Here is a 12,850-nt window from a genome sequence, read left to right as displayed (position 1 = left end):
CCTCCCCTCGAGGGGAAGGGAGGCGGGTCGTGCTTGTGGCACCATCGTCCCCCACCCACCGGGTGTCATCCCGGCGAAAGCCGGGACCCAGTATGCTCAGATCCAGCGATTCTCGCACACCAACACCCCCCACCACCGGGGCATTCCCGCGAAAGCGGGAAACCCCTGTTTCCTTTGAGGATAGTAACGGAGGTCCCCGCTTTCGCGGGGATGACCCTGGGGATGGGATTGCTGAGGTACAAAACCGGTTGAACGGCGTTTACGGGGTCCGGGCTTTCGCCGGGATGACAGCCGGTGGCGGCAGGAAGGTGCGGAGGTGTGGGCAAGGGGTAAGCCTCTTCTGCGGCGAAAGTCGAGCTTGCCACTTGTCATCCCATCGGCACACTCGCGGGGGCCCGACCAACCCATCATCGAGAGGTCCCATGAATTCCCGGACGACCCTTTCCGCCTGGCTCGACCAGGGCGCCGCGCACGACCCGGCGCTCGCTTCGGTGGTTGCCAGCATCGCGGCCGCCTGCGCCGAGATCGCCGTCGTGCTGCGCACCGCGCCCATCGAGGGGCTATCGGGACTGGCGGGGGCGGTCAACGTCCAGGGCGAGGACCAGAAGCAGCTCGACGTGGTCTCGAACGACTTGTTCATCAAGCACTTGGGGGAAAACCCTGCGATTTCGATTCTCGTTTCCGAGGAACTGAATCAAGCGCTTCAATTCGAGCGTGAAGCCGGTGCGGGGCGTTATATGGTCGCCTGCGATCCGCTCGACGGCAGCTCGAATCTCGACGTCAATGTGACTGTGGGATCGATCTTTTCCGTGCTGGCGGTGCCGCCCGGCGCCGACGACGCGGCGCTGCTGCAGCCGGGCACGCGCCAGCTGGCGGCGGGCTATGCGGCCTACGGCAATTCGACGAGCCTGGTGCTGACCTTCGGCAAATCGGTCGCCGTCTTCACCCTCGATGCCAAGGGCGAGTTCATCCTGACTAGGGACGGCATCGCCATCCCGGCCGCCTCGGCCGAATACGCCATCAACGCGGCCCGCGAGCGCTTCTGGGACGAAGCGACACGCGCCTATGTGGCCGAGAGCGTCGCGGGCGAAACGGGCGCCGCGGGCAAGCGCTACAACATGCGCTGGGTGGGCTCGATGGTCGCCGATATCCACCGCATCCTCATGCGCGGGGGCATCTTCCTTTATCCGCTCGACAGCGAAACCGCCGCCAAGGGCGGGCGGCTGCGGCTGATGTACGAGGCCAATCCCATGTCGCTGCTGGTCGAAGCCGCAGGCGGGCGCGCAACGACGGGGCGCGGGCGGATACTGGAAGTACAGCCTACGGGGATACACCAGCGGGTGGCGGTGATCCTGGGGTCGGCCGAGGAAGTGGAGCGGGTGGAGAGGCATTATGCTGCAACGCTCGCCGATGCGGGGGAGTAGTGCCACGCCCTCGTGGTTCGAGGCGCCTTGCGGCGCACCTCACCATGAGGGCTGATGTGAATCCGGTGAAGTCCCAGTAGCCCTCATGGTGAGGTGCGAAGCGCAGCGAAGCCTCGAACCACGAGGGCGTGGCACCACCCCACTCACAAAATTGCAACGTTCTCAGCCCCATGCTAACCCTCGGCCCGATAAGGCCGGTGGTCCATGCCGGCGTGGGAGTTGAGATGTCCGACGAGACCTATTTCCTGCCGGAAACCAATGCCGGCGCCTGGCACACGCGCCCGTTTCACCGGCAGTGGCTGATGCGGCAGGCCAATCGCCTGTTCGATTTCTTCCAGCGCAACTCGATCAACCCCAAGGGCGGGTTCCACGATCTCGACACCTTCGGTCGCCCGCTCGATGCGGACAATCCGCTGCGCCAGATCCACTCGACCTCACGCATGGTGCATTGCTTCGCCATCGGAAGCCTGCTCGGGCGGCCAGGTTCGGACGAGATCGTCGACCACGGCATGCGGTATCTCTGGGAGCATCACCGCGACAAGCAGAACCGCGGCTATTTCTGGTCGCTCGACGACAACGGGCCGCGCGACGATTCCAAGCAGGCCTACGGCCACGCCTTCGTGCTGCTGGCAGCTTCGAGCGCCAAGCTCACCGGTCATCCTCTGGCCGACGCGATGATCGCGGACGTGACCGAGGTCATCGAAACGCGCTTCTGGGACGACAAGCACGGCGTCACCACTGAGGAGTATGCCCGCAACTGGGCCCCGATCAGCGACTATCGCGGGCAGAACTCCAACATGCACCTGACCGAGGCGCTGATGGCCGCCTACGAGGCCACCGGCAACCAGGCCTATCTCAAGAAGGCCGGCCGCATCGCCCAGTTCATCATCGGCAAGCACGCGGCAAGCCTCGACTATCGTGTGGCCGAGCACTTCTCGCAGAACTGGGAGCTCGACCGCGAGTATCTGGGCAACGAGATGTTCCGCCCCTCGGGCACGACTCCCGGCCACTGGCTGGAATGGTCGAGGCTGCTCTACCAGCTCTGGATCCTCGGCCACAAATCGGAATCCTGGCTCACTTCGGCGGCCCGCCAGCTCTTCCACCGCTCGGTCGAGCTCGGCTGGGACAAGACCCAAGGCGGCTTCTTCTACACGCTCGACTGGGACAACACCCCCAAGATGCGCGAAAAGCTCTGGTGGCCGGTGTGCGAGGCGATCGGCGCCTCGGCGTTCCTCACCAATTTCGACCGCGACCCCTATTTCGAGATCTGGTACCGCCGCTTCTGGGACTTCGCGGCCAACCATCTCATCGACCACGAGAACAGCGGCTGGCGCCCGGAACTGAAGGAAGACCTGGCACCCACCGAGCGGCTCTTCCGCGGCAAGCCCGACATCTATCACGCGGTCCAGGCCTGCCTCATCCCGCTCTTTCCGACGAACGGGTCCATCACCCACGCGATCATCGAGACCGGGAAACGGCGGTAAAACGGCAATGTCGGAGGCTGACCTCATCGCGCGCACCCGCGTGCCGGCGACGCAGGCAAGCCTTACCGCCGATCTAACTCACCTGGGGCTTGCTGAGGGCGAGACGGTCATCGTCCATTCATCGCTCAGCGCGCTCGGATGGGTGAGCGGCGGCGCCGTGGCGGTCATCGAGGCGCTGCTCGACGTCCTCGGGCCGCAGGGTACGCTGGTGATGCCGGCACACTCGTCAGGTCTGACGGACCCAGCCAAATGGGGCGCGCCGCCGGTGCCGGCCGACTGGGTCGAGGTCATCCGCGCCAGCATGCCCGCCTTCGACCCGCGGCGCACGCCCACCCAAAACATGGGTAGCATCGCCGAACTCTTCCGCAGCTGGCCCGGTGTCGAGCGCAGCCTGCACCCGAACTGCTCGTTCGCCGCCGTCGGCCCCAACACGCGGCGCATTCTCGACGGCCACGCGCTGGAGAGTCCGCTCGGCGAACAATCTCCGCTGGCCCGGCTCTACGACCTCGATGCGCGCGTGCTGCTGCTGGGCGTGGGATTCGACAAATGCACGATGCTGCACCTGGCCGAGGGTCGCGCCTGGCCGGATCGCCCGCTGGAGGACGAGGGCTCGCCGGTGCTGGTGGACGGCGTGCGGCAGTGGGTTTCCTACCGCGCGGCGCCAGTCGGCGATCCAGCGACCTTCGTCAGGGTCGGCGAGCGCCTGGCCGAACAAGGCGAAGTTGCTGCCGGCAAGGTGGGCAACGCGGATTGCTGGCTGTTTTCCGCGCGCCTCGCCGTGGATCTCGCGGCCGAGACATGGAGGCGGGAGCCGGCGCCGTGAGCGCCCGTCCCCCCACCCGGTGATCATTGCATCCTGCCCGTCTCGCGCGTAAAGACGCAACGCCCAAGGGAATCCGCCGCATGCCGCAACCGCCCTACCCCGCCGAGCTTCCGCGTCATCTGGTCGACGCCGCCGTCACCGCCGCGCTCTCCGAAGACCTCGGACTGGCGGGAGATCTCACCAGCCAGGCGGTGCTGTCGCCCGGCGCGACGGCCAATGCGACGCTTTCAGCCCGCGAGTCGGGGGTGATCGCCGGGCTCGATCTTGCCCGCGCCGCGTTCCGGCTGATCGGGGACGGGGTCGATTTCGTGACGCACGTGCGCGACGGAGACTGGATCGAGGCCGGCCAGTCGGTGGCCGACGTCTACGGGCCGGCGCGGCTCGTCATGTCGGCCGAACGGGTGGCGCTCAACTTCCTCAACCCGCTCTCGGGGATCGCGACGCTGACGCGGGCCTTCGCCGATGCAGTCGCGGGCACGGGCGCGCAGATCTGCGATACGCGCAAGACCACGCCGGGCCTGCGCGCCTTCCAGAAATATGCGGTCAGGTGCGGGGGCGGCGCCAACCATCGCTACGGGCTCGACGACGCCATCCTCATCAAGGACAACCATATCGCGGTCGCGGGCGGGGTGGCCGCCGCCTACAGGGCCGCCGCGGCCTATGCCGGGCATCTCGTCGCCATCGAGATCGAGGTGACGACGCTCGCCGAACTCGAGGAGGCGCTCGAGGCCGGCGCGCGCGTCGTGCTGCTCGACAACATGGACAACGAGACGCTCAAGAAAGCCGTGGCGCTCAATGCCGGGCGCGCCAGGCTCGAGGCTTCGGGCGGGGTCAAGCTCGATCGGGTGCGCTCGATCGCCGAGACGGGGGTCGACTACATCTCGACCAGCCAGATCACCCTTTCCGCTCCGCCGCTCGACCTCGGCCTCGACGTGGTCATCCGCCAATGACGGCCCTCACCCAATCCCCCGAGGAGCTTTCGACCGGCGCGCTGCTCGACCTGTCGCTGAAGGCGGCCATCGCCGCCGCGGCCGTCATCAACGAAGTCTATGCGCGACCTTTCGCCGCAGAACGGAAATCCGACGGCTCGCCGGTGACCGAAGCCGACGCGCTGGCCGAAGCGGTGATCCTCGATCATCTGATGCCGACCGGGCTGCCGGTGCTGGCTGAGGAGAGCGTCTCGGCCGGCCGCATCCCTGTGCTCGGGCGGCGCTATTTCGTCGTCGATCCGCTCGACGGCACCAAGGAATTCGTCAAGCGCAACGGCGAGTTCACCGTCAATATCGCGCTCGTCGAGGACGGACGGCCGGTGATGGGCGTAGTGCTGGCTCCGGTGACCGGGCGCGCCCATGTCGGCGGGCCGGAAGGGGCGTTCGCCTGCGAGACGGCTTCCGGCAGGCCGGGCGACATGCGCGCCATTTCCGTCAGCGATGCCGGCCCCATGCGCATCGTGGCCAGCCGATCGCACGGGCATGCGGCGCTCGCCGCGCTCTGCGAGACGTTCGCGGTGGGCGAGGACGTTTCCGTCGGCTCCTCGCTGAAGTTCTGCCTGCTGGCCGAAGGCATCGCGCAGCTCTATCCGCGCTTCACGCCGACCTGCGAATGGGATACGGCCGCCGGACAGGCGGTGCTGGAAGCGGCGGGCGGGGCTGTGCTCACCCTCGACGGAAAACCCCTGGCCTACGGCAAGACCGAGTCGGGCTTTCTCAACCCCTACTTCGTTGCGGCCTCCAACCGCGAGCTTGCCGAGCGGGCGGCAGCGGAGATGACGCGACTCGCCGGCTAGAGCCGTTCACCGTTTCTTTGAAACGCTGAACGATCTCCAACTCTTTGTTTTGTCACGTTTCCGACCGGAAAAGTGGCGTCCACTTTTCCTGGAAACGTTCTAATTAGCTGAAAAGCCCGCCTTTTCTTTTGCCATGCAATGCGCTCTTAACTGCCCTGCGGTATCCGCAAGGCTATGGGCTTGGCGTTCGGTGGGCGATCGGGATATATAGGCCCGATATATATCGGCCGTATATAGCGGCGGAGCCCCTTCATGAACGTTCGCACATTGTGCCTCGCGATCCTCCACGAGCGCGAGGCTACAGGGTACGAGATTCGGCGCCTGTGCGTCGAAGGCGAGTGCTCCTACTTCGTCGAGGCCAGCTACGGTTCCATCTACCCCGCCCTCGCCAGGCTCGAGGACGACGGGCTGGTGACCAGCCGTGTCGAGCCGCAGGACGGCAAGCCGGCCAAGAAAGTCTATTCCATTACCGAGGCGGGCCGCGCGGCCTTCGTCGATGCGCTGCACGAGCCGCTCGACGAAGAAGTCTTCCGCAGCCCGTTCCTTCTCTTCGCACGCTATGCGCACCTCTTGCCGGCGGGCCTCGTCGAGGCCCGGGCCCGCGAGCAGCTCGAGCGCACGCGCGAGGAAATCCGCGTGATCAAGCAGGCTTCAAACATCGAATGCCGCACGCCCGCCGATGAATGGGTCATCGATTACGGACTTGCGATCATGGAGCTTGCGGAAAAACACCTGCGTACCCATCTCCACGAGCTGGTGGCGCTTGCGCGCCCCGAGCAGGACAAGACAAACGCAGCGGAATAAGGGGCGACTTTACGATGCGTGCACTATTCTCTTACGGCCTGGCGCTGGTGATCCTGCTCGGAGCAGGCGCGTGGCTGGCCACCGGAACATTCGTTAGGGGCGGAAATGGCCCAGAAAATGGCGTAAGGCCGATCGTCTCGATCATCGAGGGCCAGGACCACGGCCCGCTGCACGAGTCGCTGGCCAATGCCGGGGTCCTCGCCGAGCACCACGATGTGGAAGGCGCCGAGCTGACCGTCGCCCAGCGCACCGCGCAGGTGAACGGGGCCAACGCTCCGCTGCAATCGGTACGTACCGCCGTCTTCGAGGCGCGGCCCATGCCCATCGAGGTCCCGCTGCGCGGCCGCACCCAGGCCAAGGCCATCGTCTCGGCGGTCGCCGAGACCGCGGGCATCGTGCAGACCGTGCATGTAACCAAGGGCCAGCGGGTGGATGTGGGCGAGGCGCTCTGCACCCTCGACCAGGGCACGCGGGCAGCCGCCGTCGCGCAGGCCGAAGCGGGTCTGGCGCAGGCACAGGCCGGCATCGAACAGGCCCAGCTCGATTTCGACACCAACGCGCAGCTGCGCGAACGGGGCCTTGCCGCCCCCAACACGCAGAACCAGTTCGCGGTGGCGCTGCGCTCCGCCCAGGCATCGCTGAGCTCGGCCCAGGTCGCGCTCGACAATGCCCAGGAGGAGATGGCGCGCACCGAGATCGTCGCGAAGGTCGCGGGCGTGGTGCAGGACCCGCTGGTCAGCCAGGGCAACATGCTGGCTCTGGGCGGCACCTGCGCCACCATCATCCAGCTCGACCCCATGCTGTTCACGGCGACGGTTCCCGAGCGCTACATCGCCGTCGCCCACACCGGGCTCGAGGCCGCCGTGACCACCGTCACCGGCCAGACCGCCGAGGGCAAGGTGACCTACGTCGCCGCGACCTCCAACGAAGCGACCCGGTCCTTCCCCATCGAGATCGAGCTGCCGAACGCCGATTTCGCCCTGCGTGACGGGGTGACGGCACAGGCGACCGTGCAAGCGGGCGACATGCCCGGGCACCTGCTGCCACAATCGGTGCTGACCCTCGACGACCAGGGCGTGCTGGGCGTGCGCACGGTCGAGAACGGGGTCGTGGCGTTCTATCCCGTGACCATCGTCAGCGACACGCGCCAGGGCGTGTGGGTCTCGGGCCTGCCCGAGCGGGCCGAAGTGATCACCGTCGGACAGGAGTTCGTCAATGCCGGCCAGCAGGTCGAGGCGACCCTTCTCGACGGTCCCGTAACGCAACCGGATAACGCCGGGACGCAGCAGGAAAGCGCACAATCATGATGGATTTTCTCGAACGCGTCCTGCGGATGCCGCGGGTCGTCCTGACGGTCATGGCGTTGCTGCTCATGGCCGGCGGGGCCGCTTACGTCTCGCTGCCCAAGGAAAGTTTCCCGGCGATCGACGTTCCCTACCTCTACGTCTCGATCAGCCAGACCGGCATCTCGCCGCGCGACGCCGAGACATTGCTGGCAAAGCCCGCCGAGGATGAGCTCGCCGACCTCGACGGGCTCGTCAACATGACCTCGACCTCCACCACCGGGCACGCCTCGGTGCTGCTGGAGTTCGACATCAACTTCAACAAGGACCAGGCGCTGCAGGACGTGCGCGCCAAGCTCGACACCATCCGCAGCGACCTGCCGGACGATGCCGAGGACCCGACGGTGACGGAAGTCGACGTCGTCGGCTTCCCGATCATCTCGGTGGCGGTCTATGGCGACCTGCCCGAGCGCGAGCTCGTGCGGCGCGCCGAGGACCTGCAGGACGAGCTCGAGGCCATCGGCGAGGTGCGCGAGGTCACCATCTCGGGCGCCCGCGAGGAAGTGATGTCGGTGCAGGTCGACCTCCTGCGCCTCGACGCCTACGGGCTGACGGCCGCCCAGATGCTCGACGCGCTCGCCCGCAACAACATGGTGGTGCCGGGCGGCACGCTCAACACCGGGCAGGGCTCGTTCAACATCGAGGTGCCGGGCCTCATCACCAATCCGGAGGACGTCTACAACCTGCCGCTGAAGACCGACGGCAGCACGGTCGTGCGCTTCGGGGACGTGGCGACGGTGACGCGCACCCTGGAGGACGCGACCGAATACACCCACGTCAACGGGTCGCCCGCCATTATCCTGGGCGTCTCCAAGAAGATCGGCACCAACATCATCGACGTCTCGGACAAGGTGCGCGCCACCACCGAGGCGTTCACCGCCGACTGGCCGAGCGGCATGGGCCACAGCTTCTTCCTCGACCAGGCGGTCACGACCGAGGCCCTGTTCCGGTCGCTGGAAGCGGCCGTGTTCACCGCCATCGCGCTGGTGCTGATCACGTGCGTCGCCACCCTCGGCGTGCGCCCGGCGATCATGATCGGCCTTTCCATCCCCATCTCGTTCATGATGGCGTTCCTGGTGGTGCAGGGGCTCGGCATGACCATCAACATGATGATTATGTTCGGCCTCGTCATTGCCGTGGGCGTGCTGGTGGACGACCCCGTGGTGGTCGTCGAATACGCCGAACGAAAGCTGCAGGAAGGCATACCCAAGCGGGAAGCCTTCATCATGGCGGTCCGGAAGATGTTCGTGCCGGTGGTCGGCGCGACGGCGACGACGCTCGGCGCGTTCGTGCCCCTGCTGTTCTGGCCGGGGATCGTGGGCAAGTTCATGAGCTACCTGCCGATCATCGTCATCGTGGTGATGGTCGCTTCGCTGATCTCGGCGCTCATCTTCATGCCGGTCATCGGCGGCATCATCGCCTCGACCCATGTCGATCCCAAGCGCAAGGAAGCGGCCGACACGGTGATGTATGCCGACAAGTTCGACCCCAAGAAGGTGGGCGGGCTGACCGGCTTCTACGTGCGGGCCATGCAGGTGCTGCTGCACTGGCCGATCCCGACGCTCGCCGTCGGCTTCGGCATCGTGTTCGGCATCTTCGGGCTCTATATCGCCAATCCGACCGGCACCGAGGCCTTCCCGGCCTCGGAACCCGAGTTCGCGACGGTCTATGTCGTCGGGCGCGGCAACTACTCGCCCGAGGAGATCCGCGACATGCTGGTCGAGGTCGAGGACGAGCTGCTGCAGGTTCACGGCATCAAGGACGTGATCATGCAATTCGGCGCCAGCGAGACCAGCGCCAGCGCCCCGCCCGACACCATCGGCAACTTCCAGCTCGAGCTCGTCGACTACAACTATCGCGTCAAGGCCGAGGAAATCTTCGCCGACATCCGCCAGCGCGTCGCGCACATCTCGGGCCTGCAGATCCAGGTCCAGCAGATGGAGAACGGGCCGCCGGCGGGTAAGGATATCAACCTGCGGGTCGAGAGTAACAACTACGACGACCTGCAGCCTGTGGTGACGGCGCTGCGCGACTACATCGAGAACGATGTGGAGAACACCGTCGACGTCGAGGACGACCGGCCGTCGCCGGGCATCGACTGGCAGGTGACCATCGACCGCGTCGAGGCGGGCCGCTACGGCATCGGCGTGCGTGAGCTTGCGCCCTATGTGCAGCTCGTCACCTCCGGCGTCGAGATCGGCACCTACCGCGACGAGGAGGGCGAGGAGCTCAAGATCAAGGTGCGCCTGCCCCAGGACGAGCGTTCGTTCGATGCTCTCGATTCCATGCGGATCGCGACGTCGCAGGGCCTGGTTCCCGTCTCGAACTTCCTCGAGCGCACGGCCGTGCCCAAGGTCGCCAACATCGAGCGGCGCAACCAGGTCTACGTGATGGGCGTGGCGGCGAGCCTCGCCAACCTGCCGGAAGGCGTCTACGCGGCCGACCGCGTGGCGCAGGTGCGCGAGTGGGTCAGCCAGCAGGACTTCCCCTCGAGCGTCAACATCGTCTATGGCGGCGCCGAGGAGCAGGCCGAGGAAGCCAACGCCTTCATCGTGCAGGCGTTCGCGGGCGCCATGTTCATCATCTTCCTGGTGCTGCTGCTGGAATACAACAGCTTCTACCAGGTGCTGGTGACGCTCTCGACGGTGATCATGTCCATCGCCGGCGTGCTCGCGGGCATGCTGATAACGGGCATGAGCTTCTCGGCCATCATGACCGGCCTCGGCATCGTGGCGCTGGCGGGCATCGTGGTGAAGAACGGCATCGTTTTGATCGACACCTACAACTCGTATCACCGCGAGGAAGGGGTGGAATCCGTCAAGGCGATGCTGATCACCATCTCGCAGCGCGTGCGGCCGGTGTTGCTGACGGCGTTCCTGACGTCGCTGGGCGTCATTCCGATGTGGGCGAACGTCGAGTTCGACTTCATCCGCCGCGAGATCGTGGTGGGCGGCATCGCCGGTTCGTGGTTCATCCACCTGTCGGCCGCGCTCGTGTCGGGCCTCTTCGTCTCGACCGCCCTCACCCTCGTCATGGTGCCGGTGATGGTCACCGCGCCGACGGTGATCTGGGGCCAGATGAAGTCGACCGGCTGGATCTTCGGATGGATCGGCGGCATCTTCGGGCGCCGCACGGCGCAGGCCGCTCCCGCAGGCTTCGACGGCATGGCTGTCGAGATCCCCGAGGATGCGGACGCGGCCAGGCGCTACATCGTCTCCAAGGACGCCGGACTTACCAAGAAGGAAGAGAACGGCGTGACGATCGTCTCCCGCGACGCGGCCGAATAGGCTGGTACAAACAAAAAGGCCCGCATCGCTGCGGGCCTTTTTGTTTGTCGTGGTGGAAGCAGCGGCTCGTGCGCCTTCTGCATCCACCACCGCGATATCACCCCGGTGCGAGATGGCGCCCCGAGGTACCATGATGCTCGCACCGTTGCGCCGAGCATGGACCTCGCATATCGTTGGCCCATCGCGCGACTGGCGATTTGAGATGGGCAACCATCGGGGAGCGCGTGTCTGAACTGCCGATCGCCTGGGCGGCCGGGGATATATCCCGGTTCAACTCCAACAAGAGGAGCCGCCCATGGACGCCTATCGCGATCAGCTGGCCGCTTTCGACCCCGGCGTCTTTTCTTCCATCACCGCCGAGGAGCGGCGCCAGGCCGACGGGATCGAGCTGATCCCGTCCGAGAACTACACCTACCCCGAGGTGCTGGCGGCGCTCGGTTCGGTTCTCACCAACAAGTATTCCGAGGGCTATCCCGGCCGGCGCTATTATGGCGGGCAGGAGAATACCGACGCCGTCGAGAACCTCGCCCGTGAGCGGGCCTGCGCGCTGTTCCGCGCCGAACACGCCAACGTGCAGCCGCTTTCGGGTTCGCCGATGAACCAGGCGGTCTATTTCGGACTGCTGCAACCGGGCGACACGATCCTTGCCATGGACCTCTCGCATGGCGGACACCTCACCCACGGCGCGCCGGTGTCGCACATGGGCAAGGTCTTCAAGTTCGTCCGCTACAAGACGCGGCCGGACGGCGGCATCGACTATGACGAGGTGATGGACCTCGCGAGGACGCACGGGCCGAAGCTGGTGCTGGCGGGCCATTCCTCATACCCGCGCGAATACGACTATGCCGCGTTCCGCCGGATCGCCGATGCGGTCGGGGCTCGGACGATGGCGGATATCTCGCATATCGGCGGGCTGGTGGCCGCCAACGTCCTCGCCAATCCGCTCGATGCGGGGTTCGACGTCGTCACCACGACGACGCACAAATCCCTGCGCGGGCCGCGCGGCGGGCTGATCCTCTGCAAGGCCGAGCTCGCAAAGACCATCGACTCCGCCGTTTTCCCCGGCCTGCAGGGTGGCCCGCACATGAACCAGGTCGCGGCGAGCGCCGTCACCTTCAAGAAGGCGGCCGAGCCCGAGTTCGTTGCCTATGCGCGCCAGGTCCTGGCGAATGCAAAGGCCCTCGCGGCAGCGCTCGCCGCGGGTGGCGCGCGGCTCGTCACCGGCGGAACCGACAACCACCTGATGGTCGTCGATACCGTCGCGAGCTTCGGGCTCGACGGGCGGCAGGCCGAGGAGGCGCTCGACCGGATCGGCATCACCGTCAACCGGCAGATCATTCCCGACGACCTCCGCCCGCCGCTGCGCCCCAGCGGCATCCGCCTCGGCACACCGGCCTCGACCACCCGCGGCATGGGGGAGGCGGACATGGAGGCATTGGCCGGCTGGATGATCGCGGCGCTGAAAGCGCCGGAGGACGGAGGGCTGCTTGCGAGCCTGCACAACGAAGTTGCCACGCTCTGCCGCCGGTTCCCCGTGCCGGGCGTGGAGCGGTAAAGGCGGCAGCGGTGGGTAGCCTCTGTGCACGCCACGTCTACACGTCGACCTCATCATCGCATCCGACGCGAGGATGACGATGTTTGGGTGTGGCACCATCGCGCGCGCCAACTCGATGTCATCCCGGTGAAAGCCGGGACCCATCCTGAGATGCTGCACCAGCCGCAAGGTGTGTGAACAGGGCAGGAATGCAGCCGCTCTTCCCGTGCTCGTTGAGGCGGTCAGGGCTGGGTCCCGGCCTGCGCCGGGATGACAGGCGGTGGGGTAGGCAGGAAGGTACCACAGGCACAATGCGTCCCCCCCCTCCCCCTTGAGGGGAGGGGGGGGACGCATTGTGCCTGTGG

Annotated in this window: 9 protein-coding genes and 1 riboswitch; all 9 genes read left to right on the top strand. The window is 66.4% G+C overall.

The features are described 5' to 3' along the window. Positions 1–422: 422 nt before the first annotated feature. The 9 genes from VE25_RS17115 (at position 423) to glyA (ending at position 12,506) form a co-directional block, all read left to right on the top strand. Positions 423–1,424, top strand: coding sequence for a class 1 fructose-bisphosphatase (locus VE25_RS17115; protein WP_046109872.1), 1,002 nt, complete (start codon positions 423–425; stop codon positions 1,422–1,424). A gap of 224 nt (positions 1,425–1,648) precedes the next feature. Continuing rightward, a complete protein-coding gene (locus VE25_RS17110; protein WP_046109871.1) occupies positions 1,649–2,908 on the top strand; it encodes an AGE family epimerase/isomerase in 1,260 nt (419 codons plus the stop codon). Between the two features lie 7 nt (positions 2,909–2,915). Then, the gene (locus VE25_RS17105; RefSeq protein ID WP_046109870.1) at positions 2,916–3,731 is read left to right on the top strand and encodes an AAC(3) family N-acetyltransferase; all 816 of its coding nucleotides are present in this window, start codon (positions 2,916–2,918) and stop codon (positions 3,729–3,731) included. Between the two features lie 80 nt (positions 3,732–3,811). After that, positions 3,812–4,681: a carboxylating nicotinate-nucleotide diphosphorylase gene (gene nadC / locus VE25_RS17100; protein ID WP_046109869.1), complete on the top strand. Its 870-nt coding sequence runs from the start codon at positions 3,812–3,814 to the stop codon at positions 4,679–4,681. Then, positions 4,678–5,517 (top strand): 3'(2'),5'-bisphosphate nucleotidase CysQ, encoded by an 840-nt coding sequence (cysQ, locus tag VE25_RS17095; RefSeq protein ID WP_046109868.1) that lies wholly within the window; start codon positions 4,678–4,680, stop codon positions 5,515–5,517. Before nadC ends, cysQ begins: the two co-directional genes overlap by 4 nt. Positions 5,518–5,769: 252 nt before the next feature. After that, positions 5,770–6,321: a PadR family transcriptional regulator gene (locus tag VE25_RS17090; RefSeq protein WP_046109867.1), complete on the top strand. Its 552-nt coding sequence runs from the start codon at positions 5,770–5,772 to the stop codon at positions 6,319–6,321. Between the two features lie 14 nt (positions 6,322–6,335). Then, positions 6,336–7,628, top strand: a complete 1,293-nt coding sequence (locus VE25_RS17085) for an efflux RND transporter periplasmic adaptor subunit (RefSeq protein ID WP_052732052.1) — start codon at positions 6,336–6,338, stop codon at positions 7,626–7,628. Then, positions 7,625–10,951 (top strand): efflux RND transporter permease subunit, encoded by a 3,327-nt coding sequence (locus tag VE25_RS17080; protein ID WP_052732051.1) that lies wholly within the window; start codon positions 7,625–7,627, stop codon positions 10,949–10,951. Before VE25_RS17085 ends, VE25_RS17080 begins: the two co-directional genes overlap by 4 nt. 175 nt (positions 10,952–11,126) lie before the next feature. Then, positions 11,127–11,208, top strand: a riboswitch (ZMP/ZTP riboswitch). A gap of 5 nt (positions 11,209–11,213) precedes the next feature. Next, positions 11,214–12,506 (top strand): serine hydroxymethyltransferase, encoded by a 1,293-nt coding sequence (gene glyA / locus VE25_RS17075; protein WP_439328915.1) that lies wholly within the window; start codon positions 11,214–11,216, stop codon positions 12,504–12,506. Positions 12,507–12,850: the final 344 nt, after the last annotated feature.

Source organism: Devosia geojensis (genome assembly GCF_000969415.1).
GTDB lineage: Bacteria > Pseudomonadota > Alphaproteobacteria > Rhizobiales > Devosiaceae > Devosia > Devosia geojensis.
This window is presented reverse-complemented; position numbering and strand designations above follow the sequence as displayed.